Below are 18,461 nucleotides of genomic sequence, written 5' to 3' on the forward strand. Positions count from 1 at the left end.
CCGCCTGTCCACGATCCGCGACGCCGACACCATCTTGGTCATGGAGCACGGCGACATCGTCGAGCAGGGCAACCACGATCAGCTCATCGCCGCCGACGGCACCTACACCCGCCTCCACAACGCCCAGTTCGCGGGCGGCACCACGGTCGCCGTCGAGGACTGACAAGGTATTCCCTGGAGAGATCGCACACAATTCACAGAGAGCAACATCGAACACTGCCATCAATGTCCTCATGGTGTAAGGTATTAATTGAGGATTAATTCGCGCGAACGCAGGGAGACTCACGGCATGCCAGGACGTTTAGTGGGCTGGGGTTACCAAGGGCAGACCCTCAATGACCTCATTCAGTCCATGCAAGAAAGTGGCGCAACCCACCTTATCGATGTTCGCATGACCCCGATATCGCGAATAAAAGGATTCTCCAAGAGCCGCCTGCGCGAGCACCTCGATTCTCACGGCTTCACCTACGAACACCTTCCACAACTGGGCAATCCGAAAGAAAACCGGCCAAGTTACGCCAACCCAGATACCCCCGCAGCACGGCACGCTCACAGGCGCTACATGACAGAGGTTCTCGACTCCGAGTCAGGGGAAAAAGCAATTCATTACCTCTCCAGCCTGATCGAAGCCGAGGAAGTTGTTTACCTTCTATGTTTCGAGAGCGACCAGCGCTGCTGTCATCGAGAACAAATTATCGACGAGGTCGATCGACTTCGTCGAGAAACCTTTTTCACAGCCATGGCGATTGCGGGCTAGAACAGGGACGATAAAGCCATCATCGCCCTGTTAACAGCCTCTCTCTTCGGATAGTAAATACTGAGCACCGAGAAAGTGTGACGCTTATGCCCCGCCGCTTGGTTCCCTAGAATGAATCGGGTGCTACGTTCGCGACTGAGCATGATCGTTTCGAACCGCTCTTTTATCCATGACCGAGCATCCCCACCCTCCTTCTGCGCGCGACGCTGAAGCGCTGTCAGTTCCCAGTCAAGGATTCCCTGCCGATGCTCGCGGCAACCATCGGTTTCACACCGGTACACGTACCAGGCCTGGAAAGGAGGCGACTCCAGAGGAGGGGCGTCTCTTCTCAGCTCAGCCCCTAGGTCTAAAGCAAGCTGGTCCTGATGCGCCTCTATCGTACGTTTTTGACTCTCAGACCAACCCTTACTCGCGGCAACTTCAATGCGCGGATCAATCGGGGCGACAAGACCCAACGAAGTCGCCCCAGCGGGATCAGCTTTCGCTCCACTGTAAAGCACACACGCAGTAGTCGGCTCGACATCTCTCATGATTTCATGTCGGCGCACAGAGTCACTGCCGGTCTCTTCAAGTACAGTTATTCTATTGAAGTCCTTCACCTTCAGGCTTTCTGGGCGACCATCACCATGATCTGGAGCCGCGACATCAACCTCGATAATAGAGTACTTACGGAACTGACGCTCAAAATCCAGGTGACGAAATGGTACTGGGTACAGCCTCACCCAACGCAACGGCCCAGGAGATACTACGAGACCCGCGACACAGACAGTATCCACATACTTCGCCGAAGGAGTCGGAGCCGTCTTAACCACAATAAAAACCTGTATGCGTCTTCCGGCACGATCGTCCTGACGAGCAAGGAAGACATCCTCGGCCGAGGACCTATCAGCACTCATAAAGCTTCCTTTCGTGCATGACGGACAGGCATTCGAGATATTTTTCAGAAGGAGGACGCATTACCTCTCCTCCTGGTGAACGGGTTTCGACTGATTTGATGCGATCATCATTGGCGCCATAGCGGCCCCAATGACTGATAGGTAGAGGTGAACGGCGGGCACACAAGATGAGTCTCGTAAATTATACGACCATCATTCTCATGCGCACACCATTCACCCGTCGTTTCACGTCTCTCTACCACTCATCAGGGGCCGGGCGGGGCGTCGACGGGGCCGGCGCGGGCCTGGGCGGTGGCCTGACGGGACAGGCCGAGGATCGTCGTCGGGACGACGACGCTGACGGTGACGTCCTCGCCGGTCACGGAGCACGCGCTCACCGACGCTCCGTTGGCGGCCGCGACGCGCTGGGCCATGGCGCAGGGGTCGCCGGGGGCGATGACCGAGGACAGGACCGTGGCGCCGGAGACGGCTGACAGGTCGGCCGCGGCGCGCGCCCGGCCGGTGGCGCTCTGGGCCTGGATGAGGCCCACGATGCCGACCGCCGCTGCCAGGAGCACCGCGATGACACCCAGGGCGTAGACCGTCCCTGAGCCGCGCTCGTCCCGCCGAGGGCCGGAGGCCCGGAGGAGTCGCCGAGCCAGCCGCACCACCGGCCGCCGAGTCAGCCGCGACGTCGGCCATCCGGCCCGACAGGTGAGCCGCCCGACCTGCCGCTGCACCAGCCACCGAGCCGGTCGCAGCGCCGGCCGCTGCACCAGTCGCTGAGTCAGCCGCTGAGCCGATCGCCCAGCCCGCTGACAGGTGAGCCGACCGGCCGCCCGCGCGAAGACCGCGAGCGCGCATGCCAGACACGTCCGCAGATCTGGACGGCGAACCGCCGGTCCCATCCGTCGGGTCCGGTCTCCCGGGCGGCTCATGGACCGCTCGGTTCGGTATAGGCGCAGGCTCGGGCGCGCGCCGTCAGTCCCAGCCCGCCCAGGGGCCCGGGCACGGGCCGGACGGCGGTGACGCAGGTGAGCTCGCCCTGCTCGACGCCCAGACTCACCCCGCCGGCCACGCGCTGGGCGGCGCCGGTGTAGTCGTCCTGGCCGATAGCGGCCTGTCGGGCGGCCGTGCGGGCGGCGTCGGCCACCCGCAGCTGGGTGACACCGGCGCTGACGGCCGCCAGGACGATGAGGAGCACGAGGACGACGGCGGGCAGTGACAGCGCCGTCTCGGCCGTCACCATCCCCTGCTCGCTTGAGCCGACGGGCCCGTCACCGGGCTCACGACCTCGGCGGGTCCGGAGACCGGGAGACCGGGGCGATTCCGCTCGGCCGGAAGGCCTGCGGGAAACGGCGCCCGGGCGGCGACGTCGGCCGCCGCCGGGCACCCGGGCCACTCGGGGGCGAGCGCGCCCACCTGCTGCGATGACGCCGCACATCACACCGAGAGCGCCGACTCGATGATGGACTGCAGGGCACCGCTCAGGCTGCCCGAGCGCATGAGTGCCAGTAGCAGGCCGGCGAAGGCCGCGGCTGCCAAGGTCCCGATGGCGTACTCGGCGGTGGCCATGCCGTCCTCCTTGGACGCCAGGCGTCGCAGCGCGGCCGGCAGCGCCGCCGGGTCGCCCGAGCGGGCCAGCATCACGCTGGTACGCAGAGCACGCAAGGTGGTCCTGGTGGGTCTCCTCATGGTGATTCTCCTCTGGTTAGAGGGGACCAGCGCGCCGCTGCTCCCCCGCGGGCGCCGTGCCCGCCCCACCAGAATCAGTCCACCCCGCACGTCTGCGCTCAGGGGCTTCTCAGCCCTGTGGAGACCACCTGCAGCCCCGGGCCTGTGGAGCCTGGGGCCGCCCGCACCGCAGCCGATCGGCCGAGCCGCGCGGGTACCTCACCGGACGGGGACATCCTGCGCGGCCGGGGACATCTCCGTCTGGCCGGGGACATCCCACGCGTACGGGTGCAGGATTTCCGTCCCCGACGGCGTCGAATGTCCCCGCCCGGAGAACGATGCACCCGACGGCGTCGAATGTCCCCGTACGTGTGGGAGGGGCGGGGCCGGGCAACCGGTGCGGCTCGGGCGCGAGCCACCGGACGGGGCCCAACGGCTCTCAGCCCTCGATGAGCTCGCGGATCTCGGCGGCGGTCAGTGCCGCCGGGCTGAGGCCTCCTGTGCCACCGGCCCCACCCGCAGTGGCCGCGCCCACCATGCCCTCGGCACCGACGCCCCCGAGGCCGGCCTCGGCGTCACCGGTCCCCTCGACGACCCGGGCGAAGAGCTCGGCCTTCTTCTCCTTGAGGGCCATGACCTTCTCCTCGATCGTGTCGGCCGAGACGAGCCGGTAGACCATGACCGGCTTGTCCTGGCCGATCCGGTGGGTGCGGTCGACGGCCTGCTCCTCGACCTGCGGGTTCCACCACGGGTCCAGCAGGAAGACGTAGTCGGCCTCGGTGAGCGTGAGCCCGAAACCGCCGGCCTTGAGCGAGATGAGGAAGACGTCGGCCTCGCCGGCCCGGAAGGCGTCGATGACCTCCTGGCGGTTGGAGGTGGCGCCATCCATGTAGGCGGCCCGCACCCCGGCGGCCTCCAGGTGCTCGCGCACGCCGGAGAGGTAGCGCGTGAACTGGGAGAAGATGAGGGCGCGGTGCCCCTCGGAGACGATGGGGCCCAGGTGCTCCAGGAGCACCTCGACCTTGGCCGACGGGCTCGGCCGCCGACCGGGCCTGCGCTGTCCCGCAGCAGGTGCAGAGGGCCCGGCGGGTGCCACAGCCTTCCCCTTGGCACCCTTCGCGCCCTTGGCCCCTTTTGCACCGCGGGCCGGCTTCTTCCCGGAGCCGCCGCTTCCGCCGGCCGTCTCCTGGCCCGCAGCCTCAGCGTCCCCGGTCCCGTCCTCGCCGTCGACGAGCACCGGGTCGAGGGCCATCTGCCGCAGGGTGGTGAGCGCCTTGAGCGCGATGAAGCGCGACTGCGCCGTGTCCTCCTCCAGCAGCCCGAGGATCTTCTGCCGCTCACGCGCCAGGCGCTGGTCGTAGGCCTTGCGGTGCCTGGCGCCCAGCTCGACGGCCAGGACCTGCTCGGTCTTGGCCGGCAGGTCCGCGGCCACCTGCTCCTTGGTGCGCCGCAGCAGGAAGGGACGCATCCGGCGCCGCAGCCGCCCCAGCGCCTCGGTGTCCCCGCGGTCGATCGGCTTACGGTAGACCTGCCCGAAGCGCTCAGGGTCGGGCAGCAGTCCCGGCGCCGCGATGCTCATGAGCGCCCACAGATCCATGAGCGAGTTCTCCAGCGGCGTGCCGGTGATCGCGATGGTTGACGGTGCCCGCAGCCGCCGCACGGCCTTGTAGGTGGCGGAAGTGTGGTTCTTGACGAACTGGGCCTCGTCGCACACCACCCAGGCCCAGTCCTGGGCGATGAACTCCTCCTCGCACAGGCGCGCGATCGTGTAGGAGGTGACGACGACGTCGCAGCCCGCCGCGATCTGATCCAGGGACTCCTCGCGCTTGGCGGCGGTGCGCGTGACCGCCCGCACCCGCAGCCCCGGGCAGAACCGCTCGGCCTGCTCCACCCAGGAGCCGACGACGGAGGTCGGTGCGATGACGAGCACCGGCCCGGTCCCGGCCGGCTCGTCGGCCGTGGTCGCCTCGCCGCTCCCGCGGGACTCGTCGGCTCCGTCGGTAGCGCCCGCAGCGGCGGCCTCGGCGGCGTCACCGGGGCCATCCGCCCCTGCCCCGTCGGAACCGACGTCACTCCCGACGCCGGCCGCAGCCCCGTCCCCGGCGCGCTCGCGCTCCTCGACGAGCCGCTGGACGGCGGCCAGCACCTGGACGGTCTTGCCCAGTCCCATGTCATCGGCCAGGACCCCGCCCAGACCCGCCTGGCGCAGGAAGTCCAGCCAGCGGTAGCCCTCGAGCTGGTAGGGGCGCAGCGTCGCCCGCATCCCCTCGGGCACGGCCACCTGACCGGCCACCTCACCAGCACCCACGTCCTCGGTCCCGCCGGCCGAGCCGTCGGAGTGCTCCGCCGCGGCCTCGGCGGCGCGCGCCCGCTCCAGCAGCCGCCCGACCCGCTCCTTCCAGCGGGCCGTGGCCCGCCCGATGACGCCGAGGGACTCCAGGGCCTCGTAGTATCCGGCGTGCAGGGCGCTGACCCGCAGGGTGCCGTGGGCCTGCGGGTCGGCCAGCTCACGGCCCTCCTCCATGAGACGGGCCAGGGCCTCGATCTCGGGCCGGTCGATGCTCACCCACGTGCCCGACTCCAGGAGCACCTCCCTCTCGCCGGCGGCCACGGCCGCCATGAGCCGGCCGACGAGGATCTCCTCGTCACCCACGCGGACGCGCACGGACAGGGAGAACCAGTCGGGGCGGTCCTCGTCGTCGTCCACGGAGGTGGTGATGACCGGGGCGTCGGCGGCCTCGCGGTAGGCGGGGACGTCGTCGTCGACCTCGACGTCGAAGGCCTCCATCTCGCGCAGGACCGGCAGCGTCTGCGTCATGAAGCGGGCCGTGTCCATACCGCGCAGGTCCAGGGGGTGCCACACGGCCGGATGCCGGCCGGTCAGGGGCAGCAGGCGGTTGAGGACCTCGCGGGCCAGTCGGGTCTCCCCCTCGACGTCCCGACCGGCGACCGCGCCCTCGATGCGCCCCTCGGCGGCCGCGGCGAGGTCCCCGACGCCGTGGCTGTGGTGGACCTCGCCGTCCTCGGAGACGTAGCGGATCGACCACTCGGTGGTCAGGTGGTGCTCGTCGGCGTCGACGTGGACCGCGAGCGCGGCGCGCGGCGTCGTGGGCCGGGGCATGCGGATGGAGGCGTCCGCGGACAGGACCGGCAGGGCGCGGGTGAGGGCCTCAAGATGCTCGTTCTCGAAGCGCCCGACGTCCTGGGCCGGGATGACGATCGAGTCGCCCTCGCCCCGCAGCACCCGCGAGAGGGCCTCGGTGGGGCGAGGCTCGATCGGCATGAGCAGCAGCTCGCGCCCGGGCATCCACGTGTAGAAGCCGTGGACGGGGTCCCCGATCGGCATGAGGGTAAGGTTGAGCTCCAGCCCGGGGACCTGCAGACGGCTGATCTCCTCGACGCCGTCGATGTCCAGGGCGGGGGTGATAACGACGCCTCCGTCGTCGTCCCGGATGAGGTGGACGCCGCCGCGCAGTCCCTCGGCGAGGTAGACCGGCTGGCCGTGGCGCTGTGCGGTGGTGAGGGTCAGGCCGGCCGCCACCCCACGGCGCAGCACCTCCCAGACACGGGCGGGAGCGGACACCAGGGAGATGCGGTCGTCGGCGTAGTAGAAGCCGAAGCCGTCGGCCATGCCGGCCAGCTCGCGCAGGACGCCGATGACGTCGGGATCGACCTCGTCGTCGAGTCCCCCGGAGGCGACCTGGCTCCAGGAGGCGCCCTGCCGATTCCAGCCGCGCTTGCCCTCGATGAGCGGCAGCATGGACGGGCCGGGCGGGGTGCCCCACATGCTGCCGGGATCGTCGACGATCTCCAGGGCCATCCGACGGCGCGGCGTGCGCTCCACGTGCAGCAGGCCGGCGAGCCGGCCCTCCCAGGCGGAATGCGGGACGGCGGCATCGCCGTCGGGCTCCTCCTCGGCCAGGGCGCGCACCGTGATGAGGAGGGCGACCACGTGCTTGCAGTTGGAGCCCACCGGGCACGAGCAGCTGCCGGTCCAGGCCGGACGCCGGGGGCCGCTGCCGGGCGAGCGGAAGACCATGGTCTGGTAGGTGCGCGCGCCCGAGCCCTTGATCTGGGCACTGATGATGTCTCCGCCCGCGGCGACGCCGATGCCCCGGACCCGGCCCTTGCGCGCATAGTCCAGGCCGCGTTGGAAGGTCCGGTGGCCGACCCTGCCGATGATCCGGTCATCAGTGAGCTCCACCGGCCAGTCGTCATGCCGTACGTCCCGCGCCATGCCCCCAGGTTACGGGCCGGGTACGACACGATCGGGCGCCGCCCGCACGTGGTCGAACGCCCAGCGCGAAAGCGGACCGGCTCCGCACCGGCGAGAGGCCGGGCACGGACTGGCACGGACCGGCGTGAAACGGGCGCGCTCCAACCGGTGGTCCCTGCGTCTCCCCCTCAGGGAGGACCCGGCCCGGACCCGGATCTCGCCCGTGCGAGGGATCACAGTCAGGCCACGGCACGATGTACTGGATACATGAATGCGATGCTGATCTGTGAAGAGTTGTTCCTCCTGCTGACCAAGGACTCCGGAAAGCCCGAGAGCCGCATGACCTACCCGAGCTACGGGCTCACCGGCGCGCTGCTCACCGACCTGCTGCTGGCCGGCCGCATCTCCCTGACCGAGGAGCGCAGCCCCCGCGTCTACATCATCAACTCCGGCCCCACCGGGCACCCGGTGCTGGACTGGGCGCTGACGGTCCTGCCCGCCAAGGACGGCAAGCGCTTCTCCTCCCTGGTCTCGTGGGGCAAGCTCGACCCCACCCGTCACATCGCCGCCTCCCTGGAGGCCGCAGGGGTTGTGCGCATCCACACCGGCGGGCTGTTCGGATCCTTCAGCCCGACCTACCCGACGCTGGACCCGGTTCCCGAGCGGCAGGTGCGCGAGCGCATCGACGGCGCACTGCGCGGGGTGCAGCCGCCCACCGGGTCCGACGTCGCCCTGTTGTCGATCCTCCAGGCGCTCGGCGTCGCGCCGGTCGTCCTGCCGCAGCAGGAGACCGGACTCAGCCGTGGCGAGCTCAAGCGCAGGATCAAGGAGATCGCGGGGGCGAGCCCCGTGGGGCGCGCGGTGCAGCGGGCCGTGGACGCCACGACGACGGCCATCATCGCGGCCACGAGCGCAGCGGCGGTGTCCACCAGCTGACGGCCCGGAACCCGGTCCAGCCATCGCAAGGGCCGGTTCGACCGCCGGCTCACGAACGGGGACGTTCCGCGCGGCCGGGTGCGCCCATCGCGCGACCGGGGACATGTCACGCGTACAGGTGCACCCATCGCGCGGCCGGGGACATGTCACGCGCACGGGTGCAGGATTTTTGTCCCCGACGGCGTCGAATGTCCCCGGCCACGGGAAAAGGTCCCCGCACGCGTGACATGTCCCCACCGGAGGAGGTTGGCGCAAGGACAGCAGCCGGGGCACCGCCGAGCCAGACATCCAACGACTGAGTCAACACCGAGCCGGGCATTTTTCGCGTAGCCGGGCGGAATTTCTGCAGGGCTACGCGAAAAAATACCCGCACGGCAGAGGGGCGGAGGAGACGCGGGTTCACTCGCCGCGGGGCCGGCGGCGTCGGGCGGCTCGGGAGGTGCCGCCGCGCCGGCGCAAGTGGTGCCAGCGCTCGCGCCACAGGGCGTGGTCCTGCTCGATCTGGGCCAGCCGGTCGGCCAGGCGGTGCGACTCCTCCACCGACAGCCCCCGGGCGTGCAGTCCCAGGTCGGCCAGGCGCGAGGCGACGGGTGCCGCCCGCTCGCGCAGGTCGGGCAGACCCACCAGGTCGGGCTGCGCCGGGCGCCTCGCCCCTCCCGCCGGGGTACGTTCGCCCGCCGGCAGCCTGATGCCACTGGGCGGCGACGCCGGCCGCCGCGGCTCCGAGACGTGCTCGCCAGCAGGGACCGTGGCCTCCTCGGGGGTGCGCCCGTCGGGTGCGGCGGGCCCCTGGACCACGCGCATCACCTCGTTGGCCGGAACGTGGTCGCTCCTGTGCCCCAGCACCAGCCCCGCAGCCGGCAGGACGAGCACCGAGAGCACCCCGGCCAGCACGAGCGTGGAGGCGAAGGAGGTCGACATGGCCTCGGCGCTGACCGCCACCTGAGTGACGGCCACGATGATGGGCAGCGCCGTCGTCGAGTAGACCGCGATCTGGAGGCTCTGGCGCATCGAGTAGGCGCGCGAGCCGTCCCGACGCCGCTCCACGCGGGAGGCCAGCCACACCGGCACGCCCCGCACGAGCACCAGCAGCACGAAGAAGGCCAGCAGGTTGACCACGTCCCCGGCGCTCAGACTCATGTCGATGCCCATGCCGGAGGTGACGAAGAAGATCGGGACGAAGAACCCGTAGGCGAGGCCGTCGAGCTTCTCCTCGAACTGGGCGTCCCCCTCGGGCAGGACGTGGCGCAGGACGAATCCGGCGGCGAAGGCCCCCAGGATGACGTCGAGGTCGAAGACGGTGGCGATCGCGCACAGTCCCACCAGGAGCAGGACGGTGGCGCGGATGGTGGTCTGCGCCGTCGTCGAGGCGCCCAGGTGGATGGCCTCGACCAGACGGCGCCCCACGCGCTTAACGCGACTGGTGAAGCGCACGATGAGCAGGGTGATGACGAGGAAGGCGGCCAGGATCGCCAGGCTCACCCAGGTCGAGCGCGAGCCCAGCAGCAGCGCCATGAGCAGGATCGGGCCCACCTCGCCGACGGCGCCGTGGTTGAGGATCGCAGCGCCCACCGCGGTGGGCAGCAGGCCGCGGTCGCGCAGGATCGGCAGGATCGTGCCGATCGCCGTCGAGGTCATCGCGATGGCGATGGCGATGCCGTTGGCGGACAGCGCGCCGCCGGTCACCCCGATGGCCGTCACCGCCCCGAAGGCCAGGCCCAGGGAGAGCATCCAGGCGATGGCAGCGTGGCGCCCGCCGGCGCCGCGCAGCTCATTGACGTCGATCTCATAGCCGGCCATGAGGAAGAGGAAGGCGACGCCGAGCTCGCGCAGCAGCTCGATGGAGGGCCCCTCCCCGGCCAGTGACAGCCCGTGGGGGCCGATGGCCATCCCGCCGAGGATGAGGAGGACGACCTCGGGCACGAGCCGCTTGGGGACGGTCCAGGAGACCAGCGGCGCCACGAAGGCCACCGCCACGATGAGCAGCAGGGAGGTGAAGACCTCGGCCAGACCCGTCAGGGCCATGTCGTCTCCTCTCTCCGGTCGGGTGCGGGCAGTTCGGGGCGCGCCGCGGGCCCAGCCCGGTGCGCGAGTCAGAGAGACTACCCCGGCCTCAGCGGGCCGGCCCCACGATTCCGCCATCGTGCTCGTCGGAGCGCACGAGTTCTTGATGACGTGATGCGCCGATGCGATCATGGTCGCATGAGGACCACACTTGAGATCGATGACCGGGTCCTGTCCCTGGCCCGCGAGCGCGCTCACCGCGAAGGGGTGTCGCTCGGGCGCGCCGTCTCCGATCTCGCGCTGCGGGGGATCTCTCACGGGTCACGCACCAGCAAGCACGGGATCCCACTGTTCTTCCCGCCAGATGGCCGGGAGGCGCATGTGGTGACGCCTGAGCTCATCGAACAGTACCGAGATGGCGACCACTGATCGCCTGCGCCTGCTTGATGTCAACGTTCTGGTGGCGTTGTCCTTACCGAACCACGCTCATCATGAGGTCGTGACCAGCTGGTTCGATGACGTAGGCCGGTGGGCAACGTGCCCCGTCACTCAAGCCGCCTACCTGCGCCTGCTCATGAATCCTCGAGTCACCGGATTCGAGATCGCGGTCCTTGAGGTGACCTCCGCACTCGGTGAGCTAACATCGCTTGATGACCACGTGTTCCTCGTCGACGACGCCCCACTCGCCGCACCCTCCATCAGCTTTTCGGGACTGAAGGGCCCCAAGCAGGTGACCGACTTGCACCTTGTGGATCTCGCTGCCCGTCACGATGCTGTCCTGGCCACCATGGACGGGCGCATGGTCCAGGCGCTCGAGCCACAGGACCGCCGGTACGTCGAACTCATTCCTATGTAGACGGTGCGGCACTCGACTCGTCGCGACGCCGAGGCCCCGCCGGCCGCGTCCGCAGCGCCTGGCGGGTCTTGCAACACGACCTGGCGCGTCACAGAGCGTCACGACAAGCACCACAACGCGCCACAATGGGGGCATGCTCATGCCGTACTCCCCCTCCGCCGAACCACTCACGCGCCTGGCCGACGGGACGGTCAAGCAGATCAGCCCCTTCACCGGCACCGAGGTGTGGACCGTGCCGGGCCGCGCCAACCGCCCCATCTCGCACCCGGTCGCCGAGGTCCGCCCCCTTGAGGAGGCCGACCGCACCCACGCCTGCGCCTTCTGCTCGGCGCGCTACCTGGAGACGCCTCCGGAGAAGTCGCGCCTCGTGCGCCGGGCCGACGGCGGCTTCGATCGGCTCGATGCCGTGCCCGCCTCCGCCCTGTTCGACACGGTGGCCGACTTCCGGCGGGTGCCCAACCTCTTCGAGATCCTCTCCTTCGACTACTGGCACATCAACCACGGCTACGAGATCCCCGACGCCGCCCGCGAGCGCATGGAGGCCTACCTGGCCGAGCCGGCCGGCGTCGAGCACGTCGAGCGGGTGGCGCGTACCAAGCTGGCGGCCGCGGGCGCGGACCCGGCCTCCTGGGACTCGATGGACGAGCGGGCCCGTCGCACCTTCCTGGCGGCCTTCTTCGCCGGGGGCCATGACGTCATCATCGGCCGACGTCACTTCACCGACGACGCCGTCGACACCTCCGCCCTGGCCGGCTCGGGGACGCTGAGCGCGGCCGAGCACCGCGCCTACACGCGCCTGGCGATCCACGCGATGCAGAGCCTGTACGAGGCCAACCGGTGGGTGCGCTACGTGGCCGTCTTCCAGAACTGGCTGCGGCCGGCCGGGGCGAGCTTCGACCACCTGCACAAGCAGCTGGTGGGCATCGACGAGCGCGGCGTGACCAGCGAGCTGGAGCTGCAGAAGGTGCGGGCCAACCCCAACCTGTACAACGAGATGGCGGTGGACTACGCCGCCTACCGGGGGCTGCTCGTGGCGAGCAACGAGCACGCGGTGGCCTTCGCCGGGTTCGGGCACCGCTACCCGACGCTGGAGGTGTACTCGACGTCGGCCATGCCCGAGCCGTGGCTCATGAGCCGCGAGGAGGTCGACGCCGTCGCCGACCTGGTCCACGCCCTGCACGCGGCCACGGGGGCGGACGTGCCCAGCAACGAGGAGTGGCACCACAAGCCGCCGGAGGTCGACCAGCCGATGCCCTGGCACATCACGCTCAAGTGGCGGGTCTCGACCCTGGCGGGATTCGAGGGCGGCACGAAGATCTACCTCAACACGATCGACCCGTGGACGCTGCGCGACCGCGTGGTGGCGCGCCTGGAGGACCTGCGGGCGGATCGGCTCATCGCACCGATGGCCGTGGGCGAGGAGTGCCCGACGACGCCCAACCGGCTCCTGTACAACCCCGTCCTCACCGCCCGGCCGTAGGGTCTGTTGCGAAAGTAGGGCGGAGCATCTGCACGGTCGTAGGGTAGGTCGCGCGGTGTACCCTCTACCCCTCGAACGCGAGACCTAAGGTACGACCCCGACGTCGAGCCGCGCCGTCGGGGCGCGCCGTTGCACGCCCGCACTCCCGTACGTACATTATCTGTACTGACGAGGAGGCCATAGACCATGTCGACCGCAACAGCCCGTAAGACCCGAAGGATTGATCTACGCGCGACGCCGCGCCAGGAGACTCTGATTCAGCAGGCCGCGTCCCAGACGGACCGCTCCGTCAGCGAGTTCATCCTGTCCTCAGCGACACTTGAGGCTGAGCGCGTTCTCGCTGATCGCCGTTGGTTCGCCGTGACGTCGGAGCAGCTCGACGCCATCGAGGACCTGCTGGACGCCCCCTTGGAGGACACGTCGCGCTTCGCGCGCCTGTGGAACCGCCCCTCCCCCTTCGGGACCCGCATCGACCTCGACGACAGATCGTGAGCAGCGGAGTCCTCAAGGCCCCTCGACGCCTCGTCCGTCAGGACGTCACGGCAGGATTCCACAGCGGGGCAGCGGAGCTGGATGACTGGTTCCAGCGATACGCGTGGCAGAACCAGAGGGCCAACAACGCCGTCACATACGTCACCGTCCAGGATGGCGCCGTCCTCGGCTACTACGCCATCACGACCGGCGCCTACTCCCGCGCTGACGCGCCCGAAGGGCTCAATCACCGCAGCCGGCCCCAGGAGATTCCGTGCCTTCTTCTGGCCCGGCTCGCGGTTGATGAGCGGGCCCAGGGCCGAGGGGTCGGCGCAGCGCTGCTCAAGGACGCGATCGAGCGCTGCTACATGCTCAGTCGAGAGGTGGGCGCCGCCGCCCTTGTGGTGCACTGTCGAGACGAGCAGGCCCGCTCCTTCTACCTCGCCAACGGCGACTTTCTCCCATCGCCCGCCAACGAGCTGCACCTGCTGCTCTCCATGAAGCAGATGGCACGAATGCTCAGCTCCTCCTGACGCCCCACCGGCCGTAGCCGGGCGCCTCAGCAGCCCAGGGCGCTGCGCTCCTCAGGACCCACCCATCCCGAGCGGCCCTCCAGGGCGCGGAACCAGCGGGCCAGGGCCGGCCAGAAGGAGATCGACGGCGCCTCGCCGCCGGGGTAGTGCTGGCGTCCGCCGTACTCGTAGGACTGGACGGTGGTGAACAGGCGGATGTCGCTGCCGGTGGGCTTGTCGCCGCACAGGAACTGGCCGATCGAGACGACGGCGGACAGGGCCGGCCCGTCGAGCATCGTCAGACCGTCCTCGCGGGAGGCCTCCATCCGTGTGGCCCGCGCCAGGAGGGAGTCGATGACGTCGAAGCCCACGAGGACCCCGTTGGCGGCCGCCGCGGCCTTCTCCGGGTCCTTGGAGTGGGTGGCCACCGCGTGGCCGACGTTGATCTGGGAGCCGATCCACTCGTCCCAAGCGTCGGTGGAGTTGCGGCGGTTGAGCGGGTAGAGGTCCGGGGCGCCCTCGCGCTGGAGGTCCCACCAGGCGGTGGACAGATCGAAGAGCATGTCACCGGAGTCGTCACTGACGACCTCGCCGGTGGTCATGTCCACCAGGGCCGGAACGGTGGGGGCGGGCTCGTAGCCGGGGGTCTTCTCGTAGACCTCGGCCAGGGAGCGGGCGCCGAGCGCCGGGTCGACGCCGGGCCCGGTCAGCTCCCAGTAGCCGTCCACGCCCTTGCCGTAGGTCCAGGAGACGGGAAGCGCCTCGGTCAGGCCGAGCAGGCGCCGGGCGATGAGGACACGGCGGCACCACGGGCACGAGCCCGCCGCCACGAGTCGATAGCGGCCCGCCTCCACGGGTAGGTCGCCGCTGGGTGAGAATCGGTGTGAGACTGCGATGGCCATGGGGTGCCTCCCGGGAGGGTCGTCGAGGGGTCGTGATGCCCAAGGCTTATCATTCCTTGCCCGGCCCCGGCCGTCAGCCGATTCACACGGGGCGAACCTCGCATTGACACCTCTCGCACCGCCGGCTCAACCTCCACCACGGGCCGGGGCATTCCACGCGTACGGGGACGGGAATCCTGCACCCGTACGCGCTACATGCCCTGCCCGCAGGAAATGGAGGCGCGGCTCAGCGCAGCGTCTCCTCGATGGAGGCCACGAACTCCAGGGCGTCGTGCCCGTCCCAGTGCGGCTCACCCAGCAGGTCGCGCACGCGGGCGCAGGCGGCCAGGGCCTCCTCGCGCTCGCCGCGCTCGGCGTGCAGGCGCGCCAGCATGCACAGGGCGCGCGAGGCCGAGTCGCGGTCCTCGGTGTCCATGTAGCCCTCGTAGGCGGCCTCGCAGTGCTGGACCGCCTGCCGGTTCTGGCCGGTGCGCCACAGGATCCAGGCCATGTCGTCATGCCAGTCGCCGATCTCCCAGGCCGAGGAGTAGCCCTCGGTGTCGGCCACACCGGCGAAGGCCTGGCGGGCCTCCTCCATGATCTCCTGGGCATCGGCCAGTCGGACGCGGGCCATGGACAGGGTGAGGTCGTCCACCAGCGCCCGGGCCGAGCGGCGCAGCGCCCGCCCCCTATCCAGGCGGCCCTGGTCGGTGCGGGTGTCCTCCAGGTCGGCGGCCCGGCGGAACAGCGCGGCTGCGCGTACGTTGTCCTTGAGGTTGGAGGCGGCCATCGCCGCGTGCGAGAGGTACTCCCCCGCCAGCGCCCGGCGCCCCTGGTCCTCAAGAATCCCGGCGGCGGCCAGCGAGTGCTCGGCGACGCTCTCCTCCTCGCCCATGGCCATGCCGGTCTGGGCCAGGAGCCGGTGCAGGTAGAGGGCGATGCTCTCGGCCCCGGCGCGCTGGGCCAGGGACAGGGCGGACTCCAGGACCTCGGCGCTCTCCAGGTAGCGCTCGGAGGCCTCCAGCGCCGAGCCCAGGGACAGCAGCGAGGCCACGGCGTACAGGGTGATGCCGGCGGCCAGCATGATGTTGGCCTGCTCGCGGAACTGGGTGATGGCCTCGTCGAACTGACCCACCTCCATCGAGGAGATGCCCAGCAGGCGTCGCCCGCGGGCGGCCAGCACCGGGGAGACCTTCTCGTGGCGGCGCATGACCTCCTCGGCCAGGAGGCAGCCGTTGTAGACGTCGCCGCACTCGGCCAGGACCTCGGCGCGCGCCATGTCGAGGATGTCGTCCATCCGCTCGGCATGCCGGTCCTCGGGGACGGCCGCGGCGGCCCGGGCGATCACCTGGATCGCCCCGAGCGCCTCGTCCCTGGCGTGCAGGTCGGTGAGGACCGAGGCCCCCACGAGCAGCGCGTCGGCGGCCAGCACGAGCGCGTCGGTGCCCCCGGGGTCGAGCAGCTCGGTGGACACCAGGTCCTCGACCTGGACCTCGATCTGCCCGATGAGCCCGGTGGCGCGCCGCAGGCGCTGCTCGCGCTCGGCCTCCTGGGAGCGCTCGGCGATGGAGTCGGCGGTGATCTCGTTGTCGAGGTTGAGCAGGTCCACGTAGTGGGCGCCCAGCGGCCCGAAGGCCAGCTCGATGAGGGGGCGGATCCGCAGGCGCTCGGCGACGGCCTCGTCCATCTCGGTGCGGCAGGCCAGGGCCGCGGCGCGCAGCAGGCCCGTGTGGTACTCCAGGCCCGGGATCTCCTCACCGGGCGGCGGCAGCAGCTCGCGCGTGGCCACCTGGTCGACGACGTACCAGTAGTCCATCGTCGAGGAGCCGATGGAGCGGCGGTGGTCGACGTAGCGGCGCACCGCCTCCTCGCCGCTGCGCACCGGCCGGGGCCGCACGAGGTCCACCAGTGGGAAGGGCTCATCGCCCCCCTGGTGGCTGGTGGCGGCGCGGGCGCGTCGGCCTCCCGTTTCCGGGCCCGACGACGTCCGGGGCGCGTGCTCCTGGACCGAGCCGTCGTCGTCGGCCACGAGTCCCAGGAGGGAGGCGACGTCGGGCTCGGCGCCGTCCTCGTCCACGGTCAGGCTCGTCTGGGCCGGCTCGGGCAGCTCCTCGGAGGGCTCGAGGAGGTCGACCTCCACGCCCAGCCCGTGGACCGCGCCGGGGGCGGCGTCGAAGGCGGCCCGCACCAGGGAGCGCTCCAGGTGGTCGGAGATCGTGGAGTTGCCGTTGCGCGCGTCGAACTGCTGGGCCAGGCGCCGGGCCCAGCCGGTCATCTCCGCGTAGGCGCGCGAGATGGTGGTGGAGGCCTCCAACCCCGGCAGCGGGTACCACAGGTCGGCGGCCGGCAGCTCGACGCCCAGGGCCTCCTCGCCGCGGCCGGACCGCTCGGCCTCGCGAAGCACCAGGCTCATGCCGCGCAGGGCCGACAGCAGCACGTAGGCCGACTCGGCCCGGGCCAGCCAGGGCAGGTGTCGCCGCAGGATCTCCAGGCCGCGGTCCACCCGGCCCACGAGGGCCAGGTACTCCAGGTGGTAGGCCAGGGAGATGAGGGCCTTCGGGGTGCGCCGGATCTCCCGGTAGGAGCGCAGATGCGCCTCCCAGGCGGCCCGGGGCCGTCCGGAGGCCAGCAGGGGCAGCAGCACGAGGGACTGCATGGTCTGGGGCTGCACGGAGCAGCCGACGGCGCCGGTCAGCACGGGCACGGCCGTGGCCACGGCCAGCTCCCAGGCCTCGGTGCGGTAGGCGAAGGCGACCTGGCGCATGGGGTCGCAGCCCTCGCAGTCGGCGTTCTCGTCGCGGTGGGTGGCCCGCCAGGCGGCCAGCTCCTCGGCGGCCTCCTCCTCCAGGCCCAGCAGACCGGCCACCGAGGCGCGCTCGCCGTGGACGACGTGCATGGAGGCGCCCTCGGCGCGGTAGAACTCCTCGAGACTGGCCTCGAGCTGGCGCACCTTGTCCTTGGAGACCTTGGGGTTGGCCCCCGCCACGGCCACCGCCCACTTGAAGTGCCAGTGCAGGGTGCGCACCTGGGCGTCGTCGAACAGCTCGGGGCGCCGCTGGTAGCGGCCGAGGTTCCACACGAAGGGCGCCAGCGCCTTCCACTCCTCGTTGCCCTGCTGATAGGCCTCGGTCAGGGCCAGCCGGGTGGCGATCCGCAGGTCCTCGTCGCCCAGGGCGTCCGCCCAGCTGACGGCCTCCGCGACGAGGGCCGAGGCCTTGGGGCCGTGGCCGAGGGCATCGGCGTAGGCCAGGCGCTCGAGGATGTCTTCGCGTGTTGTCATGGAGTCTGTCCTTCCGGGCGGAGCCTGACGTTGCACCGTCATGCGGCGAAGGCTTCCACCGTGTGCTGCAAGGACGCACGGAAAGTGATCCGTGCACCCAAGGAGCGCCGCGGGAGGAGGTCCGTCATCCCGCGCCGCTCAACGATGAACGGCGTCATAGGCGTATCGGGCTCCTTTCGTCCAGCGGGCGGTCGTCCGACGTCCAGTGTTACCGAACAGTTATAGAATCCGCTACCGCTGTGCCGAGGGGCAACTCGACCGCGGGGCATGTCGGGGGTCTGCGGCGGCGCCCCGACCCGCCGGTCCCGCACTCGCGCGCTCCGACGACGCTCATCCCCACCCTAGTGTTTCCAACGGGTTTCGGACCACTGAGGTCGCGGCGTGCCGACGGGCTAGATGAGTAAGTCCAAGGGGTGGGTTAGTGGTCGTAGGGGGTCAGGGAGCGTAGGACAGGCGCGCTGGTGAGGCTGTTGTGCCAGATGGCGGCTGTCAGGGCCAGGATTCGTTGGGTGATGCGTG

At 70.2% G+C, this 18,461-nt stretch carries 15 protein-coding genes; 7 read left to right on the forward strand and 8 right to left on the reverse strand.

Annotation, left to right across the window (positions count from 1 at the left end; translation table 11 throughout):
• The first annotated feature begins 289 nt into the window (after positions 1 to 289).
• Positions 290 to 757 carry a DUF488 domain-containing protein gene (locus HCR68_RS12985; protein ID WP_167150145.1) on the forward strand — a complete coding sequence of 156 codons (468 nt, stop codon included), beginning with the start codon at positions 290 to 292 and terminating at the stop codon, positions 755 to 757.
• Here HCR68_RS12985 and HCR68_RS12990 read toward each other — a convergent pair.
• From HCR68_RS12990 to HCR68_RS13010, 5 genes are all read right to left on the reverse strand, one after another.
• Positions 754 to 1,653 (reverse strand): hypothetical protein, encoded by a 900-nt coding sequence (locus HCR68_RS12990; RefSeq protein ID WP_167150148.1) that lies wholly within the window; start codon positions 1,651 to 1,653, stop codon positions 754 to 756. The two genes, HCR68_RS12985 and HCR68_RS12990, sit on opposite strands and share 4 nt — an antisense overlap.
• A gap of 245 nt (positions 1,654 to 1,898) precedes the next feature.
• Complete coding sequence (locus tag HCR68_RS12995; protein WP_167150150.1) at positions 1,899 to 2,303, reverse strand: Rv3654c family TadE-like protein; 405 nt, start codon at positions 2,301 to 2,303, stop codon at positions 1,899 to 1,901.
• A gap of 263 nt (positions 2,304 to 2,566) precedes the next feature.
• The gene (locus HCR68_RS13000) at positions 2,567 to 2,881 is read right to left on the reverse strand and encodes a TadE family type IV pilus minor pilin (RefSeq protein WP_167150152.1); all 315 of its coding nucleotides are present in this window, start codon (positions 2,879 to 2,881) and stop codon (positions 2,567 to 2,569) included.
• A 194-nt stretch (positions 2,882 to 3,075) separates the two neighbouring features.
• Positions 3,076 to 3,327, reverse strand: coding sequence for a DUF4244 domain-containing protein (locus tag HCR68_RS13005; protein WP_208320614.1), 252 nt, complete (start codon positions 3,325 to 3,327; stop codon positions 3,076 to 3,078).
• A gap of 418 nt (positions 3,328 to 3,745) precedes the next feature.
• Complete coding sequence (locus tag HCR68_RS13010) at positions 3,746 to 7,543, reverse strand: DEAD/DEAH box helicase (RefSeq protein WP_167150154.1); 3,798 nt, start codon at positions 7,541 to 7,543, stop codon at positions 3,746 to 3,748.
• A 255-nt stretch (positions 7,544 to 7,798) separates the two neighbouring features.
• On the opposite strand from HCR68_RS13010, the gene HCR68_RS13015 reads away from it, so the two are divergent.
• Complete coding sequence (locus HCR68_RS13015; RefSeq protein ID WP_167150173.1) at positions 7,799 to 8,458, forward strand: GPP34 family phosphoprotein; 660 nt, start codon at positions 7,799 to 7,801, stop codon at positions 8,456 to 8,458.
• Positions 8,459 to 8,857: 399 nt separating this feature from the next.
• Here the strand turns inward: HCR68_RS13015 and HCR68_RS13020 are convergent, their stop codons facing one another.
• On the reverse strand, positions 8,858 to 10,483 hold the full coding sequence (locus HCR68_RS13020) for a cation:proton antiporter (RefSeq protein WP_167150156.1): 1,626 nt from the start codon (positions 10,481 to 10,483) through the stop codon (positions 8,858 to 8,860).
• A gap of 177 nt (positions 10,484 to 10,660) precedes the next feature.
• On the opposite strand from HCR68_RS13020, the gene HCR68_RS13025 reads away from it, so the two are divergent.
• From HCR68_RS13025 to HCR68_RS13045, 5 genes are all read left to right on the forward strand, one after another.
• A complete protein-coding gene (locus HCR68_RS13025) occupies positions 10,661 to 10,891 on the forward strand; it encodes a DUF2191 domain-containing protein (protein WP_167150159.1) in 231 nt (76 codons plus the stop codon).
• Complete coding sequence (locus HCR68_RS13030; protein ID WP_126414788.1) at positions 10,878 to 11,318, forward strand: TA system VapC family ribonuclease toxin; 441 nt, start codon at positions 10,878 to 10,880, stop codon at positions 11,316 to 11,318. Before HCR68_RS13025 ends, HCR68_RS13030 begins: the two co-directional genes overlap by 14 nt.
• Positions 11,319 to 11,451: 133 nt before the next feature.
• Positions 11,452 to 12,798 (forward strand): DUF4921 family protein, encoded by a 1,347-nt coding sequence (locus HCR68_RS13035; protein ID WP_167150161.1) that lies wholly within the window; start codon positions 11,452 to 11,454, stop codon positions 12,796 to 12,798.
• 186 nt (positions 12,799 to 12,984) lie between these two features.
• Complete coding sequence (locus HCR68_RS13040) at positions 12,985 to 13,290, forward strand: DUF1778 domain-containing protein (RefSeq protein WP_167150163.1); 306 nt, start codon at positions 12,985 to 12,987, stop codon at positions 13,288 to 13,290.
• Positions 13,287 to 13,802 carry a GNAT family N-acetyltransferase gene (locus HCR68_RS13045; protein ID WP_167150165.1) on the forward strand — a complete coding sequence of 172 codons (516 nt, stop codon included), beginning with the start codon at positions 13,287 to 13,289 and terminating at the stop codon, positions 13,800 to 13,802. Before HCR68_RS13040 ends, HCR68_RS13045 begins: the two co-directional genes overlap by 4 nt.
• Positions 13,803 to 13,828: 26 nt before the next feature.
• On the opposite strand, the gene HCR68_RS13050 is transcribed toward HCR68_RS13045, so the two are convergent.
• The gene (locus tag HCR68_RS13050; protein ID WP_167150167.1) at positions 13,829 to 14,683 is read right to left on the reverse strand and encodes a glutathione S-transferase C-terminal domain-containing protein; all 855 of its coding nucleotides are present in this window, start codon (positions 14,681 to 14,683) and stop codon (positions 13,829 to 13,831) included.
• A 226-nt stretch (positions 14,684 to 14,909) separates the two neighbouring features.
• Positions 14,910 to 17,942, reverse strand: a complete 3,033-nt coding sequence (locus HCR68_RS13055; RefSeq protein ID WP_167150169.1) for a hypothetical protein — start codon at positions 17,940 to 17,942, stop codon at positions 14,910 to 14,912.
• Positions 17,943 to 18,461: the final 519 nt, after the last annotated feature.

This window comes from Actinomyces sp. ZJ308 (assembly GCF_011752065.1).
Taxonomy (GTDB): Bacteria; Actinomycetota; Actinomycetes; order Actinomycetales; family Actinomycetaceae; genus Actinomyces.

Bases quoted from the DNA above. Each gene is read 5' to 3' on its own strand.
- HCR68_RS13040 (WP_167150163.1), top strand. From the start codon at position 12,985: ATGTCGACCGCAACAGCCCGTAAGACCCGAAGGATTGATCTACGCGCG.
- HCR68_RS13010 (WP_167150154.1), bottom strand. From the start codon at position 7,543: ATGGCGCGGGACGTACGGCATGACGACTGGCCGGTGGAGCTCACTGAT.
- HCR68_RS13015 (WP_167150173.1), top strand. From the start codon at position 7,799: ATGCTGATCTGTGAAGAGTTGTTCCTCCTGCTGACCAAGGACTCCGGA.
- HCR68_RS12990 (WP_167150148.1), bottom strand. From the start codon at position 1,653: ATGAGTGCTGATAGGTCCTCGGCCGAGGATGTCTTCCTTGCTCGTCAG.
- HCR68_RS13055 (WP_167150169.1), bottom strand. From the start codon at position 17,942: ATGACAACACGCGAAGACATCCTCGAGCGCCTGGCCTACGCCGATGCC.
- HCR68_RS13000 (WP_167150152.1), bottom strand. From the start codon at position 2,881: ATGGTGACGGCCGAGACGGCGCTGTCACTGCCCGCCGTCGTCCTCGTG.
- HCR68_RS13050 (WP_167150167.1), bottom strand. From the start codon at position 14,683: ATGGCCATCGCAGTCTCACACCGATTCTCACCCAGCGGCGACCTACCC.
- HCR68_RS13030 (WP_126414788.1), top strand. From the start codon at position 10,878: ATGGCGACCACTGATCGCCTGCGCCTGCTTGATGTCAACGTTCTGGTG.
- HCR68_RS13005 (WP_208320614.1), bottom strand. From the start codon at position 3,327: ATGAGGAGACCCACCAGGACCACCTTGCGTGCTCTGCGTACCAGCGTG.
- HCR68_RS13025 (WP_167150159.1), top strand. From the start codon at position 10,661: ATGAGGACCACACTTGAGATCGATGACCGGGTCCTGTCCCTGGCCCGC.
- HCR68_RS13020 (WP_167150156.1), bottom strand. From the start codon at position 10,483: ATGGCCCTGACGGGTCTGGCCGAGGTCTTCACCTCCCTGCTGCTCATC.
- HCR68_RS12985 (WP_167150145.1), top strand. From the start codon at position 290: ATGCCAGGACGTTTAGTGGGCTGGGGTTACCAAGGGCAGACCCTCAAT.
- HCR68_RS13035 (WP_167150161.1), top strand. From the start codon at position 11,452: ATGCTCATGCCGTACTCCCCCTCCGCCGAACCACTCACGCGCCTGGCC.